The sequence below is a fragment of the Lederbergia citrea genome (assembly GCF_018343525.1).
GTDB lineage: Bacteria > Bacillota > Bacilli > Bacillales > Bacillaceae_C > Lederbergia > Lederbergia citrea.
This window is the reverse complement of sequence record NZ_JAGYPH010000001.1, coordinates 1,362,337-1,388,949: the sequence shown is the minus strand read 5'-3', so window position 1 is coordinate 1,388,949 and position 26,613 is coordinate 1,362,337. Positions and strand designations below refer to the sequence as shown.

Below are 26,613 nucleotides of genomic sequence, written 5' to 3'. Positions count from 1 at the left end.
AAGGAGGTAACATTATGGGTATTAAATCGAAGTTTAAAAATTTTTTTCTACTCGAAGATGAGTATGATGAGTATGAAGAGGAAGAAAAGATGGTAAAGGAATCATCAGCGGATCAGGAAATGGCTCCAGCAGTAAACCGCAAACAAAATGTAGTCAGCCTACAAAGTGTGCAAAAATCTTCGAAAGTGATTTTGATTGAACCTAGGGTGTATGCGGAAGCACAAGAGGTTGCTGACCATTTAGTCAATCGCCGCGCTGTATTAGTAAATTTACAAAGAATTCAGCATGACCAGGCTGTTAGGATTGTTGATTTTTTAAGTGGAGCGGTTTATTCAATTGGTGGGGACATCCAACGTGTCGGGAGAGATATATTTTTATGCACGCCGGATAACGTGGAAGTATCCGGTAATATATCGGAATTGATGGAAGAAAACGATTATCATGATACGAGGTGGACATAAGCAGGATGAATATGATTGTAAGCATCATTGCAACATTTATTACTTATTACACATGGGCGCTCATTATTTACATTTTAATGGGTTGGTTTCCGAATGCAAGGGAATCCGCCATTGGCCAATTTTTAGCACGAATTTGCGAACCATATCTTGAACCATTTCGAAGAATTGTTCCGCCGCTTGGAATGATTGACATTTCACCAATAGTCGCCTTTTTCGTTTTGAGGCTGGCAACGAATGGTTTGTATCAAATATCACATTGGATTGGGTAAAAGTATTATTGGTTTTTATGGAGTTGAATTAAATGTCTGTCATCTATCAGCATTTTCGGCCGGAAGAAAAAGAATTTATCGATCAAGTGACAGGCTGGCGGCAATACGTAGAAGATGCATACGCGGATAAGTTAACCGACTTTTTAGATCCACGTCAGCAATTTATACTTAGTTCGATTATTGGCGATCAAGGGAACATAAGTTGTAAGTTTTTTGGGGGGACAGATCGTTGCGAACGGAAAAGGGCTCTAATTTTCCCTGAATACTTTCAACCCGAAACCGATGATTTTCGACTAGGACTTTATGAAATTCATTATCCGAAAAAATTTATTCAACTTGACCATCGAATGGTCCTTGGATCAATCATGTCCTTAGGATTAAAAAGGGAAAAATTTGGTGATATTATTATTAGCGGTGACAGAATTCAATTTTTTATGGCAAAAGAAGTTGCAGATTTTGTCACTCTTGAATTGAATCAAATTGGAAAGGCAAAGGTTTCTATTAATAAACAAAAGATAACTGAGGCTGTATTCTCAGATGAAAAATTAAGAGAAATTGAGACAACGGCTAGTTCTTTACGTCTTGATGTTATTTTAGCTGCTGCCTATAATATTTCAAGGCAAAAAGCACAGAATCTCGTCCAACAAGGCCATGTAAAAGTAAATTGGGAAATAGTGGAGCGCCCCTCCTTTGACTGTGCTGAAGGTGATGTACTTTCCGCAAGGGGGCTAGGTAGATGCAATTTATTAGAAATTCAAGGTAAGACTAAAAAAGACAAATTACGAATTAAATTAGGTATTTTGAAATAAAATTTTAAAAAATTTACAGAATCGCGCCATTACCAGTCGAAATTCTGTATAATATGGTTAATAGAAAGATGAGCAGTGGAGGTGGCATGATGCCGTTAACGCCAGTTGATATACATAATAAAGAATTCAGCAGAGGATTCCGTGGTTATGATGAAGATGAAGTTAATGAGTTCCTTGATCAGGTAATTAAAGACTTTGAGTTATTAATCCGTGAGAAAAAAGAACTGGAAGACAAATTGACTTCGCAGAATGAGCGTCTAGGACATTTCAGTACAATTGAGGATACACTGCACAAATCTATTGTTGTAGCACAAGAGGCAGCTGAAGAAGTAAGAGGAAATGCCCAAAAGGAAGCGAAGCTCATTATTAGGGAAGCAGAAAAAAATGCTGACAGAATTGTTAATGAGTCATTATCTAAGGCAAGAAAAATTGCGATGGAAATTGAAGATTTGAAGAAGCAATCCAAAGTGTTTAGAACAAGGTTTAAAATGTTGATTGAGGCGCAATTAGATCTGATTAGTAATGATGATTGGGACCACTTAATGGACTATGAAGTGGATACAACAGAGCTAAAAGCTCTCCATGAAGTTGAAGAGTAGTCTTGACGAAGTAATAAGCACTCACATATAATGGAATATATTTTAAATAATTAAATGATGACGGGGACAGTACACTTCTCATATGCCTATTAAATATTCAGCGATCCAGGAAAGGTGAAAGCCTGGAATAGGTGAGAAATGGAAGATCACCCTTGAGTTCTTGACTCGAAAGCTAGTTGTAAGTAGATGATAGCGGCCTATCCACGATACGGAACTGAGCGGGCAATGAGCCATTTTTGGAGTTGCCTATGTGGGTGGTACCGCGGGAATATAACCTTCTCGTCCCTTTTTTGGGGATGAGAAGGTTATTTTTTTTAATCAAAAAGGAGGAAGACGTTATGGATTACAAAGATACATTATTAATGCCAAAAACAGAATTTCCAATGCGAGGGAATTTACCGAAAAAAGAACCGGAAATTCAAGCTCGCTGGGAAGAACAGGATATTTATCGAAAAGTACAAGAACATACAAAAGGAAAGCCGCTTTTTATTTTGCATGATGGTCCTCCATATGCAAATGGTGATCTTCATATGGGCCATGCACTGAATAAAACATTAAAGGATTTTATTGTTCGTTATAAATCAATGAGTGGCTATTGTGCACCGTACGTTCCTGGATGGGATACACACGGACTTCCGATTGAACAAGCGCTTGCTAATAAAGGTGTTAAACGTAAAGAAATGACCGTAGCTGAGTTTAGAGAACTATGCGCTAAATATGCATATGAGCAAATTGATAATCAACGGACAGAATTTAAACGACTTGGTGTAAGAGGCGATTGGGAAAATCCTTATATTACATTGAAGCCGGAGTACGAAGCGCAGCAAATTCAAGTTTTCGGTGAGATGGCGAAAAAAGGCTATATTTATAAAGGGAAAAAGCCAGTTTATTGGTCGCCTTCTAGTGAATCTGCACTTGCGGAGGCTGAAATTGAATATAAAGATAAACGTTCTCCATCTATTTATGTTGCATTTGACACAGTTGATGGTAAAGGAGTTTTAGATGCTGGTACAAAGTTTATTATTTGGACGACAACTCCATGGACTATTCCAGCAAACCTTGCCATTGCTGTCCACCCTGATTTGAATTATTCTGTTGTTACAGCTCAAGGAAAAAAATATGTAGTAGCAGAATCATTACTTGAAGAAGTTAAAACAGTTCTGGGCTGGGAAGAGGTAGAGACAGTACAAACAATTAAGGGTGCGGAGTTAGAAAAAATTGTTGCGAAGCATCCGTTTTATGAGCGTAATTCCCTTGTTGTTTTAGGGGAACACGTCACGGTTGACTCCGGTACTGGCTGTGTCCATACGGCGCCCGGACATGGGGAAGACGATTTCCACGTTGGCCAGAAATATGATTTAGATGTTCTTTGTCCTGTTGATGATCGGGGACATATGACAGCGGAAGCACCAGGATTTGAAGGATTGTTTTATGATGCTGCGAACAAGCCAATTACTGAGAAATTGGAAGAGACAGGTGCATTACTGAAACTTGAATTTATTACCCACTCGTATCCACATGATTGGCGAACAAAGAAACCCGTAATTTTCCGGGCAACTTCCCAATGGTTTGCTTCAATCAAAGATTTTCGTTCTGAGCTTTTAGAAGCGGTCAAGGAAGTAAAATGGGTTCCAAATTGGGGAGAAACAAGGCTTTTCAATATGGTGAGAGACCGCGGTGACTGGTGCATTTCAAGGCAGCGTGTGTGGGGAGTGCCAATTCCTGTATTTTATGCAGAAGATGGCGAGCCAATTATTACAGATGAGACAATTGCACATGTATCAAGCCTTTTCCGAGAGCATGGGTCAAATATTTGGTTCGAGAAAGAAGCTTCTGAGCTACTACCTGAAGGCTTCGAACATCCAGGCAGTCCGAACGGTGTCTTTACTAAAGAAACTGATATTATGGATGTTTGGTTTGACTCTGGATCTTCGCATCAAGGTGTGCTTTTAGAGCGTGAAGATTTACAACGACCTGCTGATTTGTATTTGGAAGGATCTGATCAATATCGCGGTTGGTTTAACTCTTCATTAACTACGGCTGTTGCCGTTACAGGTAAAGCACCATATAAAGGTGTTTTAAGCCACGGGTTTGTCCTAGATGGCGAAGGTAGAAAGATGAGTAAATCACTTGGAAACGTCATTGTTCCAAGTAAGGTTACAAATCAGCTAGGAGCTGAAATTATCCGGCTATGGGTGGCATCTGTTGACTATCAGGCAGATGTCCGTGTATCGGATGCAATCTTGAAGCAAGTAAGTGAAGTTTATCGGAAAATCCGAAATACTTTTCGCTTCCTGCTTGGCAACTTGGCCGATTTTACTCCTGAACAAGATGCGATTCAATATGAAAAGCTAAGAGAAGTTGACCAGTTCATGCTTGTAAGATTGAACAGATTGATTAAAGAAGTGAAAAGTTCATATGAAAACTTTGAGTTTGCAAATATTTATCACGCTGTTAACAATTTCTGTACATTGGAGTTAAGCTCATTCTATATGGATTTTGCGAAAGATGTGCTATATATCGAGTCTAAAAACCATTATGAGCGTAGAGCAATGCAAACTGTAATGTATGAAAGTGTCATTACACTGGCCAAATTACTTGCGCCTATTCTTCCGCATACGGCCGATGAAGTATGGTCGTTTACACCGGGTGTTGAGGAAGAAAGCATCCAGCTAACTGACATGCCAGCATATCAAACATTTGAAAATGCTGAACAACTTGAGGAAAAATGGAGTGCATTTTTACAACTTCGTGATGACGTGTTAAAAGCATTGGAAGAAGCACGGAATGAAAAAGTCATCGGTAAATCATTGACAGCTAAAGTAACATTGTATGTCAATGATGATACAAGGGCATTACTTGATAGCTTGTCAGAAAGTATGAAGCAATTATTTATTGTTTCAGGCTTTGAAGTTGCCGGTTCAATTGAGACTGCTCCAGCGCATGCACTAAAGCTTGATCATGCTGCAATTGTCGTAGAAAAAGCTGAAGGTGAAACATGCGAGAGATGCTGGGTTGTCACTCCTGAAGTAGGGAAGGATAGCGAACATCCGACACTTTGTCTACGGTGTGCAGAAGTAGTAAGGGAATATTCTTGATTTAATGAAAGCCTTCCGTTTAACGGGAGGTTTTTCACCTTAATATATGTTAAAATTCACAATGGACACTTTATTAAGATTCGGGGGATTCGCTATGAGGTATTACATTATTGCTCTTTTTGTAATTGGATTGGATCAGTTTACTAAGTGGCTTATAGTTCGAAATATGGAACTAGGAGAAAGTATTAAGGTTATCGATGATATTTTCTATATTACTTCCCACCGGAATAAAGGCGCTGCCTGGGGAATATTAGAAGGGCAAATGTGGCTATTTTATATTATTACAATCATCGTCGCAGCTGGAATAGTTTATTATATGGAAAAGCATGCAAAAGGAAAACCACTTTTCCAAATCAGCTTAAGCTTCATATTGGGAGGCGCCATTGGTAACTTTATAGATAGACTGGTTAGAAAAGAAGTGGTTGATTTTCTTGATACATATATTTTCACTTATGATTTCCCGATTTTTAATATAGCGGATTCCGCATTAACAATAGGAGTAGCGCTCATGTTTATCCAGATGATGAAAGAAAGTCGTGAGGAAAAGGAGAAATTAAATGAGCAAAATTGAGCATCAAGTTCTTGAAAATGAAAAAGGTGAACGGCTTGACAAGTTAATTACCGGATTAAATGGTGAGTGGTCACGCTCACAAGTTCAGCAATGGATCAAAGACGGCCATGTATTGGTTAATGGTCAGTCCGGAAAAGCGAATTATAAATGTAATATCCAAGATGTGATTTCAATCATTATTCCGGAGCCGGAATTGCTTAATGTGGAAGCAGAGCAAATGGATTTAGATGTATATTATGAAGATGGAGACGTCATCGTCGTTAATAAACCAAAAGGAATGGTTGTACATCCAGCACCTGGACATCAATCGGGAACACTTGTTAATGGGCTGATGGCACACTGTAAAGACTTGTCAGGTATCAATGGAATATTGCGTCCGGGCATCGTTCATAGAATCGATAAAGACACATCAGGCTTATTAATGGTTGCAAAAAATGATAAGGCTCATGAACGCCTAGTTGAACAGCTTGTTGCAAAAACAGTTACACGAAAATACTTTGCACTTGTCCATGGGGTTATACCACATGATCATGGAACAATCGAAGCTCCAATAGGTAGAGATAAAGATGAACGTCAAAGCATGACAGTTATTGAAGGCGGGAAACAGGCTGTCACCCATTTTAACGTCTTGGAGAGATTCGATGAGTTCACATTTGTTGAATGTATATTAGAAACAGGCAGGACACATCAAATTCGTGTTCACATGAAATATATTGGCTATCCACTTGCAGGTGATCCAAAATATGGTCCACGTAAAACATTAAATACAAATGGACAAGTATTACATGCTGGTATTCTTGGATTTAATCATCCTAGGCTTAATGAATATATGGAATTCTCATCCCCGCTCCCTGCGTATTTCGATGAGTTATTAAAATCCTTACGAAATAAAGATTGACAAACCGTTCATTGGGCACTATATTGATAGTAGTTGAATAAGCACCTTTAATTTAGTCCTGTGAGGCTGAGAAGGATACGGAATAGAAACGATGATTTATTTTCGAATCGTTATCTATATGTAGGATACGTATACCCTCTTGCCTTTCTGGTGAGAGGGTTTTTATTTTTGAATGAGGTGAAATGAATGTTGCAGAAAAATACTGTACTTGATGAAAAAGCTATTCAAAGAGCTTTAACACGAATTGCACATGAAATTATTGAACGTAATAAAGGTATTGACGATTGTGTGCTTGTAGGTATAAAAACGAGAGGAATTTACCTAGCGGAGCGCTTGGCGAAACGAATAGAAAAAATAGAGGGGCAATCAGTTTCAGTGGGTGAGCTAGATATTACTTTGTATCGCGACGATCTCTCTATTAAGACCAAAAATGCTGAGCCCGAAGTTAAGGGTTCGCATATGCCGGTAAATATTAATAATAAAAATGTAATACTCGTGGATGATGTGCTATTTACAGGAAGAACGGTAAGAGCGGCGATGGATGCACTCGTTGATATCGGACGGCCATCGCTCATTCAGCTGGCTGTACTAGTTGATAGAGGTCATCGCGAATTACCGATACGTGCAGACTTTATCGGTAAAAATATTCCGACATCCAGTCAGGAACGGATTGTAGTTGAACTTTTCGAAGTTGATAACAATGATCAAGTAAGTATTTATAAAACAGAATAAATCCCTTTTAAAAACAGTCCCGTGAGGCTGGCAAAGGGAGGCTGCTAATAGAAGCTTTTTAAGCTTCTGTACAAGTATACCCTCTTTGTCAAAATATGGACAAAGAGGGTTTTTTATTACACTGAAACTGAGGGAGGCTGCTATAAGTATGAAGCATCTTGTATCAATGAATGATTTATCAACTGCTGAAATGATGGAAATTTTAGAGTTGGCCGAATCATTCGCAAATGATGAGCAATGGTCTCCAGGTAAAAAAACATATGCAGCTAATTTATTCTTCGAACCGAGTACAAGGACGAAGGTAAGTTTCGAAATGGCTGAGCGCAAACTTGGATTAGATGTAATTCCCTTTGAAACGAGTACATCAAGTTTATTAAAAGGTGAAACTTTATACGACACAGTTAAAACACTGGAAGCAATTGGAGTAGACATTGCGGTTATCCGTCATGAAGAAGAAGCTTATTACAAGGAATTACTTAATCAAGTAAATATACGGATTATTAATGGCGGGGACGGGTGTGGACAACATCCAACACAGTCACTTTTGGACTTATACACAATCAAACAGGAATTTGGGACGTTCGCCGGCTTAAAAGTAGCAATAGTTGGGGATTTATGCCATAGCAGAGTGGCAAAATCAAATAAAGAGGCCTTAACTGCGTTTGGAGCGGAGGTCATTTTCTCAGGTCCTCAAGAATGGTATGCAGGTGATGCCGAACAATCTGAAAACTATTATGAGATGGATGACATTGTAAATAAAGCGGATGTCGTCATGCTGTTACGAATTCAGCATGAACGACATCTTAATATGACAACGATCACTACCAATCAATATCATAGGCAATATGGTTTGACAGTTGAACGAGAAAAAAGGATGAAAGAAAGAAGTATTATCATGCATCCAGCACCTGTAAATAGAAATGTAGAAATAGCTGATAGTCTTGTAGAATGTGAAAGATCAAGAATTTTTAAACAAATGGCAAACGGTGTTTTTATTAGAATGGCAGTATTGAAAAAATTACTCGACCAATAAGGAGGATATGATCATGAATTTGCTAATAAAAAATGCAAAAAACTTAAGAGAAGAAGCTGGAATAATAGATGTTAGAGTCCGAGATGGAAAGATCGCGGAAATCGGAGAAAACCTTATTAATAACGGTGAACGAAAGTTTGATGCGAATGGTCTTACGATTACACCTGGGTTCATTGATCTTCATATCCACTTGCGAGAACCAGGGGGGGAAAAGAAAGAAACGATTGAAACAGGTACACTTGCTGCAGCAAAAGGCGGTTTTACGACGGTTGCAGCCATGCCAAATACCCGTCCAGTACCAGATACCGCTGATCAGATGAACTGGCTGGTGAATGAGCTGAAAGAAAGGGGGGCAGTAAAAGTACTCCCATATGCATCAATCACAACACGTCAGCTAGGTAAAGAGCTCGTTGATTTTTCAGCCCTAAAAGAAGCAGGAGCATTTGCATTTACTGATGATGGAGTAGGAGTTCAAACAGCCGCCACAATGTATGAAGCAATGACAAAAGCAGCTGAACTTGATATGGCAATTGTCGCCCATTGCGAGGATAATTCATTAATTTATGGTGGTGCCATACATGAAGGGAAATTGTCGAACCAATCAGAGATCCCTGGTATTCCATCAATTTGCGAGTCTGTACATATTGCTAGAGACGTGCTGCTTGCTGAAGCAGCAGGTTGCCATTATCATGTTTGCCATATTAGTACAAAAGAGTCAGTAAGGGTCGTAAGGGATGCAAAGAGAGCAGGAATACGAGTTACGGCTGAAGTATCACCACATCATTTACTACTATGCGAAGACGATATCCCGGGTTTAAATACGAATTTTAAAATGAATCCTCCACTTCGAGGAAGTGACGACCGTAACGCACTAATTGAAGGGCTGCTCGATGGTACAATCGATTTCATTGCCACCGACCACGCTCCACATACGGAAGAAGAAAAATCTCAAGGAATGAAGCTTGCACCATTTGGAATTGTCGGTCTTGAAACAGCATTCCCGCTTCTTTACACATATTTTGTAGAAAAAGGAAAATGTTCATTGAAACAGCTGATAGACTGGCTTACGTGTAAACCTGCCCAAACATTTGCGCTGGAAAGCGGCACTTTGGAAATAGGCATGCCCGCCGATATTACATTGCTTGATTTGAACAAAGAAAAAGAAATTGATCCGGCTACATTTGCTTCCAAAGGGAAGAACACACCATTTGCCGGATGGAATTGCAAAGGTTGGCCAGCTGCGACATTTGTTGATGGAGAATTGAAATGGGCTGAAGGGAATGAATATCAATGAAGCGTAAACTAATATTGGAAGATGGAACCACTTTAATCGGAACCGCGTTTGGCAGTGAAAGGGAAACAAGTGGCGAAGTTGTTTTTAACACGAGCATGACCGGTTATCAGGAGGCAATCTCAGATCCATCCAACTATGGGCAAATTCTCACTTTTAGTTATCCGTTGATCGGAAATTACGGAATTAACCGCGATGATTTTGAAAGTATCCAGCCTGTTATTAAAGGGATAATTGCAAAGGAAGTGTGCGACTTTCCATCAAATTGGCGGAGCAGCATGTCATTAAGTGAATTTTTAAAGCTGAAGAATATCCCTGGCATTTCCGGCATTGATACGCGAATGCTCACGAGGCTAATTAGAAATAAAGGGATATTGAAAGGAGCTATTTGCAGCGCTGATGAAAACACAGGAGATGTACTTGCACGCTTGAGAGCTATGATCCCTTCTGTTGACGCGGTGAAACAAGTTTCTACGGCAAAGCCTTATCCAAGTCCTGGACGGGGAAAAAATGTAGTTGTGGTCGATTTAGGACTAAAACATGGGATTTTACGTGAACTGACGAACCGAGGCTGCGATGTAACGGTCGTTCCGTATCATACACAAGCAGAAGAAATACTTACTTTAAGCCCGGACGGTGTTTTGTTGTCAAATGGTCCAGGCAACCCAGAACATGTCCTGGAAGTGTGTGAAATGATCAAAGTAATCCAACGAGAGGTTGCATTATTTGGAATTGGGCTTGGGCATCAATTGTTTGCTCTCGCAAATGGTTGCCGGATAGAAAAAATGCTGTTTGGACATCGTGGCTCAAGTTACCCGGTAAAAGATCTCACAACCGGAAAAATTATTTTCACTGCACAAAATCATGGCTATGAAGTTACTGAGGGATCAGTAGATTCTGCAACTCTTTCGGTAACGCACCGCGCATTGAACGGCGGCTCTATTGAAGGGCTTGTACATCAAATATTCCCGGCTTTTTCACTTCAGTATGAGCCAGAAGCTTCACCAGGATCAGAAGATGGTAAACAAGCATTTGACCGCTTTATTGACATAATGAATGAACAAGATGGAAAGGTGGAGCAACATGCCGAAACGTATTAATATTGAAAGTATTTTAGTCATTGGCTCAGGCCCAATAGTCATCGGACAAGCAGCAGAATTTGATTACGCAGGAACACAGGCTTGCCTTGCTTTAAAAGAAGAGGGGTATCGAGTCATATTAATCAACTCCAACCCAGCGACAATCATGACAGATACAGAAATTGCCGATGCAGTTTATATAGAGCCACTCACGCTTGAATTTGTCTCGCGAATTATTCGAAAAGAAAGACCTGATGCCATTCTTCCTACCTTAGGAGGGCAAACAGGATTAAATATGGCGATTGAGCTGGCTAAAGCAGGGGTGCTAGAAGAGTGTGAGGTTGAAATCCTTGGTACAAAGCTCTCAGCAATCGAGCAAGCGGAGGACCGCGATCAGTTCAGAGAATTAATGAAACAATTAAATGAACCAGTACCAGAAAGTGAAATTGTTCATTCACTTGAGGAGGCCGTTGCATTTACAGATAAGGTCGGATTTCCGGTAATTGTTAGACCGGCCTATACACTTGGAGGAACCGGTGGCGGCATTTGTGAAAATATCGAGGAATTAACCGAAATTGTTACAAGCGGTTTGAAAAATAGTCCAGTTCGCCAATGTCTGCTTGAAAAAAGTATTGCAGGCTTTAAAGAAATAGAATATGAGGTTATGCGTGACGCTAATGATAACGCGATTGTTATTTGTCATATGGAGAATGTTGATGCAGTCGGTATTCATACTGGTGATTCAATCGTTGTTGCACCTTGCCAAACACTGAGTGACAGGGAAGTACAAATGCTCCGTAATGTGTCACTAAAACTTATTAGGGCACTTGGCATTGAAGGTGGCTGCAATGTGCAGCTTGCACTGGATCCCCACAGTTTTCAATATTATATTATCGAAGTTAACCCACGAGTAAGTAGATCATCTGCATTAGCTTCAAAGGCTACAGGATTTCCAATTGCAAAGTTAGCGGCAAAGATTGCAGTAGGTTACACCCTTGACGAAATCATGAATCCTGTGACAGAAAAGACGTATGCTTGCTTTGAGCCTGTTATCGATTATATCGTAACAAAAATTCCAAGATGGCCGTTTGATAAATTTGAATCAGCAAATAGATTGCTCGGTACCCAAATGAAAGCAACAGGCGAAGTGATGGCAATTGGGAGAACATTTGAAGAATCATTATTAAAAGCAGTCCGATCCCTTGAAAGTAATGTATACCATTTAGAACATCCAGATGGTCAAAATATGGATCATGAATTTTTACAAAAGCAAATAGAAAAAGCAACGGACGAAAGACTGTTTTACTTAGGTGAAGCACTAAGACGGGGTATTTCACTTGAAGTGCTGCATGATTGGAGTAAGATCGATCTTTTCTTCCTATATAAAATGAAAAAAATCATTAAGCTTGAAAGGGAGCTAGTAAAGAGACCATTTGATGTTGAATTAGGAAGAATCGCTAAACAGATAGGATTTGCTGACATCACGATTGCTAAGCTGTGGGTAACAGATGAAAAATTTGTCTATGAGTGGCGTAAAGAGAATGGGATTATCCCCGTATACAAAAAAGTAGATACTTGCGCAGGTGAATTCGAATCTGATACACCGTATTTCTATGGTACGTATGAAGCAGAAAATGAATCGGAAAAAACAGACAAAAAAAGCGTAATTGTATTAGGTTCCGGACCAATCCGCATTGGGCAGGGAATCGAATTCGACTATGCCACCGTCCATAGTGTATGGGCCATCCAGGAAGCAGGCTATGAAGCTATTATAATTAACAATAATCCAGAAACAGTATCCACCGACTTTAGTATCTCAGATAAGTTGTACTTCGAACCGCTAACTATTGAAGATGTCATGCATATCATTGATTTGGAGCAACCCGAGGGAGTCGTTGTACAATTCGGCGGGCAAACCGCTATTAATCTTGCTGCAAGCCTTGAAGAACGAGGAGTGAAAATACTTGGTACATCCCTTAAAAGTTTAGATCGTGCTGAAAATAGGGATAAGTTTGAGCAAGCATTATCAACCTTAGGAATTCCGCAGCCGAAGGGAAAAACAGCTTTCTCAGTTGAAGAAGCCGTTAAAATAGCAAACGAGATTGGATATCCTGTCCTTGTTCGTCCGTCATATGTTTTAGGTGGAAGAGCGATGGAAATCGTTTATGAAGAACGAGAATTACTTCATTATATGGAAAATGCAGTGAAAATCAATCCCGAACATCCTGTCTTAGTTGATAGATATTTAGTCGGAAAAGAAATTGAAGTAGATGCAATATCGGATGGGGAAAATGTATTAATACCGGGAATTATGGAACATATAGAACGGGCAGGTGTCCATTCTGGCGACTCGATTGCTGTCTATCCGACTCAAAATATTAGTACAGAAATGAAAGAAAAAATTATTGACTATACAGTAAGACTTGCAAGAGGTCTCGAAATTGTCGGTCTATTAAACATCCAATATGTTATCTCCAAGAATGAATTATATGTGATAGAAGTGAACCCGCGCTCGAGCCGAACGGTACCGTTTTTAAGTAAGATTACTAGAATACCAATGGCAAACGTTGCGACAAAAGTCATTTTAGGTGAGTCCCTTCCATCCTTAGGATATGAAACGGGTATAGCTCCGGAGCAATCTGGTGTTTATGTAAAAGTTCCTGTCTTTTCTTTTGCAAAGTTAAGAAGAGTTGATATTACACTCGGTCCGGAAATGAAGTCAACTGGTGAAGTCATGGGGAAAGACAAAACGATGGAAAAGGCACTATACAAAGGGCTTGTAGCATCTGGAATGGAAATAAAAACATATGGAACAGTGTTAATTACAGTTGCTGATAAAGATAAAGAAGAAGCTTTGCAGCTTGCAAAAAGATTTTCTGCTATTGGTTACCGAATTATTGCTACGAGTGGTACTGCAGATACGATCTCAAAAGCAGGAATCAAAGTGGAGGTCGTTGATAAGATAGGATCAATTGGACCGACTTTGATCGATGTAATTAGACAAGGTAAAGCACAAATTGTCATCAATACGCTAACAAAAGGAAAACAACCTGAGCGTGATGGTTTTAGAATTAGAAGAGAATCCGTAGAAAATGGGGTAGCCTGCCTGACATCGCTCGATACAGCAGAAGCGATTCTTGGAGTGTTGGAATCGATGGTCTTTTCCGCAGAAGCGATGATTGGCGGAAAAATGCAAATGGAAGAGGCGATTCGGTCATGATTCAACAAGAAAAAATGCGCATCGTCTCACAGAGGATGCTCGCAAAAGATATATATGAGTTGATCTTGGAGGGCTTAATGGTAAACGAAATGAACGAACCTGGTCAATTCGTCCATGTAAGGACCAACCCGGGACTTGATCCTCTTTTGCGCAGACCAATCAGCATAGCATCGATAGTTAAGGAAAAGAATCGCTTTACGCTTATTTATCGGGCGGAAGGAAAAGGTACGAAGTTGCTTTCCGCGAATATGGCCGGAGAACAAATTGATGTCCTTGGTCCTCTAGGAAATGGATTTCCAATTACTGAAGTTAAGGAAAACGAAACGGCTTTGCTTGTCGGCGGGGGAATCGGAGTCCCCCCGCTCTATGAACTGGCAAAACAGTTGAATAAAAAAGGAGTAAAAACGATTCACATACTCGGATTTGAAACAAAAGAAAAAGTGTTTTATGAACAGGATTTCTCTGAACTCGGACCGACATTTATTACAACTGTTGATGGTTCGCAAGGGACCGCGGGATTTGTCACAAATGTCATTGACGAATATACAATTCAGTTTAATACGTTATATGCTTGTGGTCCAATCCCAATGCTGAAGGCGTTGGAAGATCGCTTTACCGGCAGAAAGGCTTTCCTGTCGCTTGAACAGCGAATGGGTTGCGGAATCGGTGCTTGCTTTGCATGTGTTTGTCATGTCAATGATGACCCATCCGGCACAAATTATGTAAAAGTATGTAGCGACGGTCCAGTTTTCCCAATTGGAAAGGTGGTATTGCAATGAATCGTTTACAAATAGAGTTACCTGGCCTGTCACTTAAAAATCCAATTATGCCAGCATCTGGCTGCTTTGGCTTCGGTAAAGAGTTCAGCAAGTTGTATGATTTAAATATACTTGGCGCAATGATGATTAAAGCGACAACGTTAGAGCCTAGATTTGGAAATCCCACTCCACGTGTAGCTGAAACCGCAGCTGGAATGCTGAATGCAATTGGATTACAAAATCCCGGGTTAAAAGGAGTACTTGCCGATGAACTTCCTTGGCTGGAGCAATTTGATGTACCGATCATTGCAAATGTTGCCGGCTCGGAAACAGAAGACTATGTAGAAGTGGCAAAACAAATCTCGAAAGCGCCAAATGTAAAAGCATTAGAGTTAAATATTTCTTGCCCAAATGTAAAAAAAGGCGGTATTGCCTTCGGAACAATTCCAGAAGTAGCTATGGAGTTGACGAAGCAAGTAAAAGCAGTATCCTCAGTACCTGTCTACGTAAAACTATCTCCCAATGTTGCTGATATTGTTGGAATGGCCCAAGCTGTAGAGGCTGCCGGTGCAGACGGACTAACAATGATCAATACATTACTTGGTATGCGGTTGGATGGGAAAACAGGCAGACCAATACTTGCGAACAATAGCGGCGGATTATCGGGACCAGCCATCAAGCCAGTTGCGATAAGAATGGTTTATGAAGTAAGCCAAAAAGTAAATATACCGATTATTGGAATGGGTGGAATCGAGTCTGTTGATGATGTCATCGAATACTTTTATGCCGGTGCAAGTGCTGTAGCGATAGGTACCTTGAATTTTACAGATCCATTTATCTGTCCAAAGTTAATTGATGACCTGCCTCAGCGACTTGATGAACTAGGCGTATCACATATATCAGAACTGACCGGAAGGAGCTGGAAGAAATATGGGTCACATGCCAATCATTGCTCTTGATTATCCGGGGAAAGCCGAAGCAGCTCGATTTTTACAGAGATTCAAAGAAGAACGATTATACGTAAAAGTGGGAATGGAGTTATTTTATAAAGAAGGTCCACCTTTGATCCAATGGCTAAAAGAACAGGATCATCAAGTTTTTCTTGATTTAAAACTTCATGACATTCCGAATACGGTTTACAGTGCAATGAAGGTGATTGCCGGGCTAGGGGTGGATATGGTTAATGTCCATGCTGCAGGTGGCACAAGGATGATGGAAGCAGCATTAAATGGTTTGGATGAAGGCACCCCTACCGGAGGGATGCGCCCAAAGTTAATTGCAGTTACGCAATTAACGAGTACGAGTGAGGAAGAGATGCAGCACGACCAGTTGATCAGCCATACCCTATCTGATTCAGTCCTTCACTATGCAAAGCTTGCCCATCAATCCGGTTTGGATGGGGTCGTATGTTCTGCTCTTGAAGCGGGACAGATCGGCGAAGCTACGAGTTCAAGTTTTTTGCGGGTAACTCCAGGGATTAGAATGCACGGTGATGCAGTCCATGATCAAAAGAGAATTGTTAACCCTGCTGAAGCTCGGAAGTTTGGTTCGACAATGATTGTAATTGGACGTTCAATTACACAGGCAGTAGATCCACTTTCTGCCTACTATAAAGTAAAATCAGAATGGGAGTTGGGTTTATGATTACTTCAGATAAAATAGCGGAACAATTACTTGAGATTGAGGCTGTTTTTTTGCGCCCGAATGATCCATTTACATGGTCTTCAGGTATAAAATCTCCCATTTATTGTGACAACCGATTAACACTTTCTTATCCACATTTAAGAAAAGAAATTGCTTCAGGTCTTGCTAATTTGATTAAAAAATCCTTTCCAGAGGTGGAATTAGTAGCAGGTACTGCTACAGCAGGGATTCCACATGCAGCATGGGTCAGTGATTTGCTTGACCTACCTATGTGTTATGTAAGATCCTCTGCTAAAAGCCATGGGAAAGGAAATCAAATTGAAGGTAAAATTTATCCTGGCCAAAAGGCGGTCGTTGTTGAAGATCTCATTTCAACTGGCGGAAGTGCAATTACTGCATCTGAAGCACTTCGTTCAGCCGGCATTGAAGTACTTGGAATTGTCTCAATTTTTTCATATGAACTGGAAAAGGGTAATCGCCGATTGGAAGAAGCAAATATTCGAGCATACTCATTAACAGGATATTCAAGTTTAATTAAAGCAGCTTTACATAAAGGAATCATTGAAGAAAAAGATGAAGCTGCCCTCGAAAGCTGGAGACAAAATCCAGACGTATGGGCTAATTAAAAAATATCCCGGCATAGTTATGTGCCGGGATATTTTTTAATTAATTTATTTGCATTGCCCTAACCTTGTCTTCATCAGGTGTAACAAACACTGTTTGCTGGTTGTCATAGATGACAAATCCAGGTTTGGAACCGTTTGGCTTTTTAACATGTCTTATTCTAGTGAAATCCACCGGGACAGAAGCTGAATTTTTTGCTTTGCTATAGTAAGCAGCAAGGACCGCTGCCTCAAGAATCGTTTCTTCCGTTGGTTCTTTGCTGCGTATTACAACATGTGATCCCGGTATATCTTTCGTGTGAAGCCAAATTTCATCGCGATGGGCTAATTTACTCGTTAAATAATCATTTTGTTTATTATTTTTACCGACTAATATTTCCGTTTGGTCACTAGCCACGTATTTTTCAATAACAGGCTTTGCGTTCGGGTTTTTCTTTTGTCCTTTTTTCTGACGAAGCCGCAAATAACCTTGTTCTGCTAATTCTTCGCGGATTTCTTCAATATCCCTTGTCGAAGCGGAAGCGATTTGTTGAAGTAAACCATCAAAATAATTGATTTCATCGATTGCTTTGGCAATCTGTTCTTTCACTATGTGTACGGAATTCTTTGCTTTTTGGTATTTTGAAAAATAGCTTTGAGCATTTTCCGCAGGACTTTTTCTCGGGTCAAGAGCTATAAGAATTTGTCCGCCTAAATCGTCATAGTAGTTTACTACCAAAATTTCCTGCATTCCTTTTTTAGCAACATGCATATTAGCTGTCAACAGTTCTCCAAGCAGTTGATATTGATCAGCTTTCTCTGCATCTTTTAAAGTGGATTGAAGCTTCTTCACCTTTGTTTCATTTTTCTCTTTCTCATTTTTCATAAGTCTTTCAAGATCAGATGCTTGTTGTTTGACACGGTCTCGGACCGCTTTTCCGAAATAAAAGCGATCAAGCATTTCACTCAAGGATGAAAATGGCTTAGATTCTCCTTCCAGATGCGTAAGCGGAAACAAATAAAAATGTTCTTTATTTGCTGAATCAGTAATAGCAGGATTATATTCATGCTGACGCAACTGTGCCATTAATGTGATAAAAGCATCTGGGAGTGATACTCTATTGGCCAAACCTGACCGAAATGTGATTTCTTTGGCAAGGATCGGCGAGATTCCAGCAAATTTTTCGACTATTTGTTTATCAAGTTTTCCACTATTAAAATCAATTGCTTTTAGCATATCCTCTTTAGTTGCTGAAAGTGGGTCAGCTTTGTCTTGTGCAGGGGGAAATATATAACTAGAGCCCGGTAAGATTGTCCGGTAACTATTTAGCGCAGCCGAAATGTGCTTAATGCTATCAATAATCGTTCCTTTCTCCTTATCAACTAAGACCACATTGCTATGTCTACCCATAATTTCAACGATTAAGTGTTTATAAGAAACATCACCTAGTTCATTGCGTCCTTTAATATCAAAAATAACAATTCTATCCATTTCGAATTGGCGTATCTCTTCAATAATTGCACCTTCCAAATGTTTTCGAAGGATCATGCAAAACATCGGGGGCTCATTAGGATTATCGAATGTATCTTCAGTAACTTGTAATCTCGCATAACTTGGATGTGCCGAAATGAGCAGCTTATGATTTTTTCTACCAGCTCTAATTCCAATCACAAGTTCGTTTTTATATGGCTGATGGATTTTCCCAATCCTTCCGCCAGCTATTAAGTCGGACAATTCTTTAACCATTGCCCTTGTAAAGAAACCATCAAATGGCATCGCAAACATCCTTTACCAACAAATATTAGTTCCTGTTTATTCCGTTAACGAAAATTATATCATGAATTGCCCTCACACTGAATAAGCTTCCTACTATATAGGACAACTTCTGTTTGTCGGGGAAAGCGAGGATGGCTGCATGCTTTATCATGGAATGAAGGAAAAAGAAGTAGAACAGTCACTAAATACAAGTGTTAAACAAGGGTTATCAGAAAAAGCAATAGAAACACGAAGAAAAAAGTTTGGATGGAATGAATTGTCAGAAGGGGAAAAACAATCGGCTATTCTTCTGTTCTTTAGCCAGTTTAAAGATTTTATGGTTCTCGTATTATTAGGGGCGACACTTGTGTCAGGACTACTTGGCGAGTATATTGATGCGGTAGCAATCATGGCGATCGTCCTTCTTAATGGAATTTTAGGTTTCTTTCAGGAAAGAAAAGCAGAGAAATCATTGCAAGCCCTTAAAAACTTATCTGCACCCCAAGTAACTGTTTTAAGAGATGGACGATGGATAAAAAAGAATTCAAGAGAAATCGTTCCCGGTGATGTGCTTAAATTTGCCAGCGGTGACCGTATGGGTGCTGACGTACGAATCATAACCGCCAATAATTTGGAACTAGAGGAATCGGCTTTGACAGGTGAATCCATTCCAACTGTAAAAAATACACATCTCATCAAAGAGAAAACTCCTAATCTTGGTGACATGAACAATATGGCCTTCATGGGGACAATGGTTACAAGAGGAAATGGTGTCGGAATAGTTACAGCAATCGGAATGGAAACGGCAATGGGGAAAATTGCACATATGATCCAAATGACGGGCACAATTGTAACGCCACTCCAAAGAAGATTGGAGCAGCTTGGCAAAATTTTAATCACAGTAGCTTTACTCCTTACTATGCTTGTCGTTGTTGTAGGAATTATTCATGGTCATGATGCATATACGATGTTCCTTGCTGGAGTATCTTTAGCTGTTGCAGCTATACCTGAGGGTCTTCCAGCAATTGTTACAGTAGCATTATCGCTCGGCGTGCAAAGAATGATTAGAAAGAACGCCATTGTCCGTAAACTCCCTGCAGTTGAAACTCTTGGATGTGCATCGGTAATTTGTTCTGACAAAACAGGTACAATGACTCAAAATAAAATGACGGTTACACATTTATGGAGTGGAGGGAAGACGTGGAATGTTGCTGGTGAGGAGCATAGTAAATTAGAAAAATTTTATGAAGGAGAAACGCCGATTGATCCTTTCCGTGAAAAATCGATACAGCAGCTGCTGACGTTTGGAGTATTATGTAATCATACTGATTTGATTATACAGGGAAATACAATGGCGATTGATGGTGATCCAACGGAAGGCGCTTTACTTATAGCAGCATTGAAAGCTGGGATCGATCGTGATTCCCTCAGTGAACAATTTACGATAGAAAAAGAGTATCCTTTTGATTCGACGAGAAAAATGATGAGCGTCATTGTAAAGGATTCAAATGGTAAAAAGTTCGCCATTACAAAAGGTGCCCCAGATGTATTAGTTGAAAAATGTGAATCTATTCTGTGGGACGGTAAGCAACGAATCTTAAATTACGAATTTGGAAATGATGTTAAAACTGCTGTAAGCAATCTTGCCGCACAAGCTTTACGAACGATTGCCATTGCATTTAAACCGATCCATTCCTCGGCATATCCGCAAAAGGAATACGAATTAGAGAAAGGACTAACATTTATTGGATTGCAAGGAATGATTGATCCTCCTCGTCCAGAGGTAAAAGTGGCAGTAGAAGAATGTAAAAGTGCGGGAATCAAAACAGTGATGATTACAGGAGATCACGCAGCCACGGCATGTGCCATCGCTGAACAGCTAGGTATTCTTGAACATAAAGAACAAGTAATGGACGGACAGCGGTTGAACGAATTATCGGTTGAAGAACTTGAAGAAGTGGTTGAAGACATTGCTGTTTTTGCTAGAGTGACACCGGAGCATAAATTAAAAATTGTTAATGCCTTCCAAAACAAGGGACATATCGTGGCGATGACCGGAGATGGTATCAATGATGCACCGGCGATTAAAGCTGCAGATATTGGCATTGCGATGGGAATAACCGGGACTGATGTTGCGAAAGAGGCATCATCTCTCATTTTACTTGATGATAATTTTGCGACGATTAAAGCGGCCATTAAAGAAGGGCGTAATATATATGAAAATATCCGTAAATTTATCCGCTACTTGTTAGCATCAAATGTCGGAGAAATTCTCGTAATGCTGTTCGCGATGCTAATGTCTTTACCATTACCACTCGTTCCCATCCAAATATTGTGGGTAAATCTTGTGACAGATGGTTTGCCTGCAATGGCACTTGGACTTGATCAGCCGGAAGAAAACGTGATGCAAAGGAAGCCGCGTCATCCAAAAGAGGGAGTGTTTGCTCGAGGATTAGGCTGGAAAATTATTTCCAGAGGGTTTTTGATTGGTGTGTCAACGCTAATTGCTTTTATTATTGTGTATCATAAAGACCCAAATAATCTTCCTTATGCCCAAACGATTGCCTTTGCCACACTAGTTATGGCTCAGCTTATACACGTATTTGACTGCAGAAGTGAAATATCTGTTTTTTCAAGAAACCCGTTAGGCAATAAATATCTTGTTTGGTCAGTCATTTCATCTGCAGCTCTCATGGTTGCTGTAATCTATGTTCCTGTATTACAACCTATTTTTCACACTGTCCCGATAATCCTTAACGATTGGTTATTAGTCGTTGGTATGAGTGCCCTGCCTACATTTTTACTTGCTGGATCATTTATCTTAAGAAAAAAGAAATAGTTTATGATATAATTCAAAAGGTGATAGAGGCTGCTCTATTGCCTTTAATTTTTGACATAGACAGCCATCTAAAAATTGTTGAGTAAATGTATACAAAGGGCTAAAATAACCGATAGATGACTGGAGGGGCAATATGCCAATTAAGCTCTTAAATATTGGTTTTGGAAACATCGTTTCAGCCAATCGAATCATATCAATAGTCAGTCCAGAATCAGCGCCGATCAAGCGGATCATTCAGGATGCCCGCGATCGTGCGACATTAATAGATGCTACATATGGCAGGCGAACAAGAGCAGTAATCATCATGGATAGTGAGCATGTCATCCTTTCGGCTGTCCAGCCTGAAACCGTTGCTCAGCGCTTAAACGGGAAGGATGACAATGAAGAAGGGTAGGAACGATTGATTATGAAAGAAAAGGGATTACTGATTGTACTTTCCGGGCCTTCAGGGGTTGGAAAAGGAACAGTTAGACAGGCCGTATTTTCACGCCCGGATGCCAAATTCGAATACTCGATTTCGATGACGACGAGAAAGCCGCGTGAAGGTGAAAGAGACGGAGTAGATTATTTTTTCAAAAGCAAGGAAGAGTTTGAACAGTTAATTAAAGAAGGAAAACTACTGGAATACGCAGAATACGTTGGCAATTATTACGGGACCCCAGTAGATTATGTAAAGGAAACACTTGAATCCGGTCGAGATGTTTTTCTGGAAATTGAAGTACAGGGAGCAAAACAGGTCCGTGAAAAAATCCCCGAAGGATTATTTATTTTCCTCATGCCTCCAAGCCTAGATGAACTTGAAAGCAGGATCGTAGGCAGGGGGACAGAGTCAGTAGATTTAATCCATAATCGTATGGAAGCTGCCCGTAAAGAAATTGAATTGATGAGCCTGTACGATTACGTTGTAGAGAATGATAATGTAGACTTCGCTGTTGATCGGATTAATGCAATTGTCCAAGCTGAACATTGCCGAAGTGAAAGAGTAGCCTATAAATACATTAAAATGCTGGAGGTAGATTAACTATGCTTTACCCATCGATTGATAAATTAATGACTGTAATCGATTCAAAATACTCCCTAGTAACAGTTGCAGCACGGAGGGCCCGTCAGTTTCAAGAAGATGAAGATCCGAAATTGGATAAATATTTTTCTTATAAATATGTCGGAAAAGCGCTTGAAGAAATATATGACGGTGTGATTAAGGTAAAAGAAGTAAAAGAATAAGCTCACTTTATGACAACCTGTGTTCATGGGTTGTCTTTTCTTTTCTCTTTCGTTCATAATAATAGAAGGAAATGACCGAAAATATCTCGTTTGATTATATATAGATAGGGGTTTTATAGGTGAATGGGAAAAAAATTCTGTTATGTGTAACAGGCGGAATTGCCGTTTATAAAGCTGCTGCATTAACGAGCAAGCTCGTACAGGCAGGCTATGAGATTAAGGTAATCATGAGTGAATCAGCTTCAAAGTTTGTATCACCGCTTACATTCCAGGCATTATCAAGGAATGAGGTGTATACGGATACGTTTGATGAGAAAGAACCAGCTGTGATCGCACATATTGAACTTGCTGACTGGGCTGATCTCATTCTAATCGCTCCAACGACAGCTAATTGCATCGGCAAACTAGCAAATGGCATAGCTGACGATATGATTACTACCACCTTACTGGCAACAACCGCTCCTGTTTGGATCGCTCCTGCGATGAATGTTCATATGTATAGTCACCCAGCTGTTCAAAAAAACATTGAAACATTACACCGATATGGCTATCGCTTTATTGAACCAGGTGAGGGCTATTTGGCTTGCGGTTACGTAGGTAAAGGGCGGCTTGAAGAACCTGAGGAAATTGTACAACTGGTAAATAATTTTTTTACACCTCAAACATCCATATTAAGTGGTAAAAGTATCTTGATTACAGCGGGTCCTACAAAAGAAATCATCGATCCCGTCCGTTATTTAACAAACCGCTCCAGTGGAAAAATGGGCTATGCACTCGCGGAAGAAGCAGTGAAAATGGGAGCAGATGTTATTCTCATATCGGGGTCCGATACTTTATCACCTCCTTCAGATGTAACGCTAATTAATGTAGAGAGTGCAGAGGAAATGTATAATGAGGTAATGAAACATTTTCAAGAAGTGGATATTGTAATTAAGAGTGCAGCAGTTGCAGATTATCGTCCCGTTCAGGTGTTCGATAAAAAAGTGAAAAAGAAAGACGGAAATCTTGTTATAGAACTAGAACGCACGAAAGACATTTTACAAAAATTAGGACAAATAAAGCGTGGGCAATTCTTGGTAGGGTTTGCGGCAGAAACGAATAATATTGAAGAATATGCCTTACAGAAAATTGAAAGAAAAAATGCTGATATGATTGTAGCCAACGATGTTACAGCTAAGGGAGCGGGCTTTGGCGTTGATACGAATATCGTTACAATATTTCACAAAGATCAATCTGTTAAAAAATTGCCCTTGCTAAGTAAACATGACGCAGCTAAGGAAATTTTGGCAGAAATCGTCCATAAGTTGGGAGATGATCGCGAAACATGAATATTGCTTCTGTTATTGTTGATGTACCTGCACTTGGAACGGATAGAGAATTTGATTATCTCGTACCAGACAAATGGATTGGTATGATTGAGCCGGGGATGAGAGTAGCGGTTCCGTTTGGCCCCCGTACAATTCAAGGGTTTGTCACTGGGATCAAGGATAGCAGCGACTTTAGTAAATTAAAAGAAGTAAAAGAGTTACTTGATTTAACCCCTGTACTGAATAAGGAATTGCTTGAACTAGGTGGTTGGCTGGCGGAAGAAACGCTTTCTTTTAAAATCTCTGCATTCCATGCAATGCTTCCTGCTGCCATGAAAGCAAAATATGAAAAAAGTATTCGGCGCGTCAATGGGGAAGACAATCCATTTCTTGATGATTTATTTAATGGGAATAATGAAATATCATGGAAGGACGCTGAAAATAAAGACTTACTACCTGCCCTTCATACTGAAATAAAGAACGGGAATGCAGAAGTCATCTATTATGTAAAGAATCGGGCGCGAAAAAAAACAATTAATATGTATCAGTCAGAAATGGCTAAAGAAGAGTTGAACAGTTTGCTAGAATCCCTTAGACCTAGTGCAGAAAAACAAAAACAAATAATTGAATTTTTTATACTACATCCTTCTGAAAAATTTAGTGCTAAACAGCTTATTGAAAAAACCGGATCATCGCAATCAACCATCAACACCTTAATAAAAAAAGGTGTTTTATCCGTAAGCCGTGAAGAGATCTATCGAGATCCGTACGAACATAAACATTTTAACCCGACCACTCCATTACCGCTTACGGTTGAACAGAAAGCGGCGATTACACCTATTTTGAATACAATCGATTCAGGAGATTATAAAACTTTTCTTTTATATGGTGTAACGGGAAGTGGAAAAACTGAAATTTACTTACAATCAATTCAAAATGTATTAGATAAAGGTAAGGAAGCCATCGTTCTTGTACCGGAAATTGCGCTGACGCCGCAAATGGTTGATCGCTTTAAAAGTAGATTCGGAGATGATGTAGCCGTTTTACATAGTGCACTTTCTACTGGTGAGAGATATGACGAATGGAGAAAGGTCCAAAGAAAAGAAGCAAAAGTAGTTGTTGGTGCGCGGTCAGCTATATTTGCACCGTTTGAAAATCTAGGCATTATTATTATCGATGAAGAACATGAAACAAGCTATAAGCAGGAAGAGGCGCCGCGTTATCATGCAAGGGATGTTGCGATACAAAGGGCGAAACACTATAATTGCCCAGTTATTTTAGGTAGCGCTACTCCGTCGCTAGAATCTTTTGCAAGGGCAAAAAAAGAAGTGTATCATTTGCTTACATTATCAAAACGAATGAATAACCAAGCTCTTCCAGCCGTATCAATCGTCGATATGCGCGAAGAAATGCGGGGCGGAAACCGCTCTATGTTCTCTAGAGAATTATTTGAAAAGCTTGAAGATCGCTTAGCAAAAAAAGAGCAAACGATACTTTTTCTTAATCGCAGGGGTCATTCTTCTTTCATGATGTGCAGAGATTGCGGGTATGTTATGCAATGCCCGCATTGTGACATATCCTTAACGTACCACCGTTATTCAAATCAAATGAAATGTCATTACTGCGGATTTGATACGGGTGTACCGGAAGTTTGTCCTGAGTGTACGAGCAATCATATTCGTTATTTTGGTACAGGGACACAAAAGGTGGAAGAAGAATTAAATAAAATTTTACCGGAAGCTAGAATTGTCCGAATGGACGTTGACACAACAGGAAGAAAAGGGGCCCATGAAAAGCTGCTTGATCATTTTAAGTCAGGCAATGCTGATATATTGCTTGGTACACAGATGATTGCCAAAGGTCTTGATTTCCCAAACATCACTCTTGTCGGAGTGCTAAGTGCAGATACGATGCTCCATCTCCCCGATTTCAGAGCAGGCGAAAAAACGTTTCAGTTACTTACTCAAGTCAGTGGCAGGGCAGGTCGACATGAACTCTTAGGTGAAGTAGTCATTCAAACTTACACACCCGAACACTATAGTGTTGAGTATGCAGGCATCCAAGATTATGACCGTTTTTATAGACAAGAAATGATGATGCGAAAAATTGGATCCTATCCACCATTTTTTTATTTAACAATGGTAACAGTCAGTCATGAAGATTTGATAAAGACCATCTCTACAACGGAAAAAATTACAAAGTATATCCAATCGAGGATATCGAATGAAGCGATTCTTCTCGGGCCAGTTGCTTCCCCGATACCGCGCATCAATGATAGATATCGCTATCAATGTTTGATAAAATACAAACAAGAACCAGAACTAAAACTAACATTAAAAAAAGTAATGGAACATTATCAGCAGCAGTTTGTAAAAGAAGGTTTGGCTATTTCAATAGATGTTAATCCTTATATGATGATGTAA

Annotated in this window: 23 protein-coding genes; 22 read left to right on the top strand and 1 reads right to left on the bottom strand. The window is 39.8% G+C overall.

What is annotated here, in order from left to right; all coding sequences use genetic code 11:
- The first annotated feature begins 14 nt into the window (after positions 1–14).
- From KHA88_RS07180 to pyrE, 16 genes are all read left to right on the top strand, one after another.
- Positions 15–461 (top strand): cell division protein SepF, encoded by a 447-nt coding sequence (locus KHA88_RS07180; RefSeq protein WP_213096572.1) that lies wholly within the window; start codon positions 15–17, stop codon positions 459–461.
- A 5-nt stretch (positions 462–466) separates the two neighbouring features.
- Positions 467–730: a YggT family protein gene (locus tag KHA88_RS07175; protein ID WP_213096573.1), complete on the top strand. Its 264-nt coding sequence runs from the start codon at positions 467–469 to the stop codon at positions 728–730.
- A 32-nt stretch (positions 731–762) separates the two neighbouring features.
- Complete coding sequence (locus tag KHA88_RS07170; protein ID WP_213096574.1) at positions 763–1,539, top strand: YlmH family RNA-binding protein; 777 nt, start codon at positions 763–765, stop codon at positions 1,537–1,539.
- Positions 1,540–1,628: 89 nt separating this feature from the next.
- A complete protein-coding gene (locus KHA88_RS07165) occupies positions 1,629–2,138 on the top strand; it encodes a DivIVA domain-containing protein (RefSeq protein WP_213097813.1) in 510 nt (169 codons plus the stop codon).
- A 338-nt stretch (positions 2,139–2,476) separates the two neighbouring features.
- Positions 2,477–5,236, top strand: a complete 2,760-nt coding sequence (gene ileS, locus KHA88_RS07160; protein WP_213096575.1) for an isoleucine--tRNA ligase — start codon at positions 2,477–2,479, stop codon at positions 5,234–5,236.
- Positions 5,237–5,330: 94 nt separating this feature from the next.
- The gene (lspA, locus tag KHA88_RS07155; RefSeq protein ID WP_213096576.1) at positions 5,331–5,807 is read left to right on the top strand and encodes a signal peptidase II; all 477 of its coding nucleotides are present in this window, start codon (positions 5,331–5,333) and stop codon (positions 5,805–5,807) included.
- Positions 5,794–6,705, top strand: coding sequence for an RluA family pseudouridine synthase (locus KHA88_RS07150; protein ID WP_213096577.1), 912 nt, complete (start codon positions 5,794–5,796; stop codon positions 6,703–6,705). The genes lspA and KHA88_RS07150 overlap by 14 nt, the downstream gene beginning before the upstream one ends.
- Positions 6,706–6,894: 189 nt before the next feature.
- Positions 6,895–7,437, top strand: a complete 543-nt coding sequence (pyrR, locus tag KHA88_RS07145; RefSeq protein WP_283247421.1) for a bifunctional pyr operon transcriptional regulator/uracil phosphoribosyltransferase PyrR — start codon at positions 6,895–6,897, stop codon at positions 7,435–7,437.
- 148 nt (positions 7,438–7,585) lie between these two features.
- On the top strand, positions 7,586–8,470 hold the full coding sequence (locus KHA88_RS07140; protein WP_213096579.1) for an aspartate carbamoyltransferase catalytic subunit: 885 nt from the start codon (positions 7,586–7,588) through the stop codon (positions 8,468–8,470).
- Between the two features lie 13 nt (positions 8,471–8,483).
- Positions 8,484–9,764 carry a dihydroorotase gene (locus KHA88_RS07135; RefSeq protein ID WP_213096580.1) on the top strand — a complete coding sequence of 427 codons (1,281 nt, stop codon included), beginning with the start codon at positions 8,484–8,486 and terminating at the stop codon, positions 9,762–9,764.
- Positions 9,761–10,861: a carbamoyl phosphate synthase small subunit gene (locus KHA88_RS07130; protein ID WP_213121685.1), complete on the top strand. Its 1,101-nt coding sequence runs from the start codon at positions 9,761–9,763 to the stop codon at positions 10,859–10,861. Before KHA88_RS07135 ends, KHA88_RS07130 begins: the two co-directional genes overlap by 4 nt.
- Positions 10,845–14,060 (top strand): carbamoyl-phosphate synthase large subunit, encoded by a 3,216-nt coding sequence (gene carB, locus KHA88_RS07125; protein ID WP_213121684.1) that lies wholly within the window; start codon positions 10,845–10,847, stop codon positions 14,058–14,060. Before KHA88_RS07130 ends, carB begins: the two co-directional genes overlap by 17 nt.
- A complete protein-coding gene (locus KHA88_RS07120) occupies positions 14,057–14,839 on the top strand; it encodes a dihydroorotate dehydrogenase electron transfer subunit (protein WP_213121683.1) in 783 nt (260 codons plus the stop codon). Before carB ends, KHA88_RS07120 begins: the two co-directional genes overlap by 4 nt.
- Complete coding sequence (locus tag KHA88_RS07115) at positions 14,836–15,777, top strand: dihydroorotate dehydrogenase (RefSeq protein ID WP_213107207.1); 942 nt, start codon at positions 14,836–14,838, stop codon at positions 15,775–15,777. Before KHA88_RS07120 ends, KHA88_RS07115 begins: the two co-directional genes overlap by 4 nt.
- Complete coding sequence (gene pyrF, locus KHA88_RS07110; RefSeq protein ID WP_213121682.1) at positions 15,749–16,462, top strand: orotidine-5'-phosphate decarboxylase; 714 nt, start codon at positions 15,749–15,751, stop codon at positions 16,460–16,462. The genes KHA88_RS07115 and pyrF overlap by 29 nt, the downstream gene beginning before the upstream one ends.
- The gene (gene pyrE / locus KHA88_RS07105; RefSeq protein ID WP_213096586.1) at positions 16,459–17,088 is read left to right on the top strand and encodes an orotate phosphoribosyltransferase; all 630 of its coding nucleotides are present in this window, start codon (positions 16,459–16,461) and stop codon (positions 17,086–17,088) included. Before pyrF ends, pyrE begins: the two co-directional genes overlap by 4 nt.
- A gap of 40 nt (positions 17,089–17,128) precedes the next feature.
- On the opposite strand, the gene KHA88_RS07100 is transcribed toward pyrE, so the two are convergent.
- Positions 17,129–18,841, bottom strand: a complete 1,713-nt coding sequence (locus tag KHA88_RS07100) for an Rqc2 family fibronectin-binding protein (protein ID WP_213096587.1) — start codon at positions 18,839–18,841, stop codon at positions 17,129–17,131.
- Positions 18,842–18,980: 139 nt separating this feature from the next.
- On the opposite strand from KHA88_RS07100, the gene KHA88_RS07095 reads away from it, so the two are divergent.
- The 6 genes from KHA88_RS07095 to priA all read left to right on the top strand — a co-directional run bounded on the left by KHA88_RS07095 (position 18,981) and on the right by priA (position 26,613).
- On the top strand, positions 18,981–21,659 hold the full coding sequence (locus KHA88_RS07095; RefSeq protein ID WP_213096588.1) for a cation-translocating P-type ATPase: 2,679 nt from the start codon (positions 18,981–18,983) through the stop codon (positions 21,657–21,659).
- 133 nt (positions 21,660–21,792) lie between these two features.
- Positions 21,793–22,053: an extracellular matrix/biofilm regulator RemA gene (remA, locus tag KHA88_RS07090; RefSeq protein WP_213096589.1), complete on the top strand. Its 261-nt coding sequence runs from the start codon at positions 21,793–21,795 to the stop codon at positions 22,051–22,053.
- 12 nt (positions 22,054–22,065) lie between these two features.
- Positions 22,066–22,680 (top strand): guanylate kinase, encoded by a 615-nt coding sequence (gene gmk / locus KHA88_RS07085; RefSeq protein ID WP_213097814.1) that lies wholly within the window; start codon positions 22,066–22,068, stop codon positions 22,678–22,680.
- Between the two features lie 2 nt (positions 22,681–22,682).
- Complete coding sequence (rpoZ, locus tag KHA88_RS07080) at positions 22,683–22,883, top strand: DNA-directed RNA polymerase subunit omega (protein ID WP_213096590.1); 201 nt, start codon at positions 22,683–22,685, stop codon at positions 22,881–22,883.
- A gap of 119 nt (positions 22,884–23,002) precedes the next feature.
- A complete protein-coding gene (gene coaBC, locus KHA88_RS07075) occupies positions 23,003–24,211 on the top strand; it encodes a bifunctional phosphopantothenoylcysteine decarboxylase/phosphopantothenate--cysteine ligase CoaBC (protein WP_213096591.1) in 1,209 nt (402 codons plus the stop codon).
- Positions 24,208–26,613: a primosomal protein N' gene (gene priA / locus KHA88_RS07070; protein WP_213096592.1), complete on the top strand. Its 2,406-nt coding sequence runs from the start codon at positions 24,208–24,210 to the stop codon at positions 26,611–26,613. The genes coaBC and priA overlap by 4 nt, the downstream gene beginning before the upstream one ends.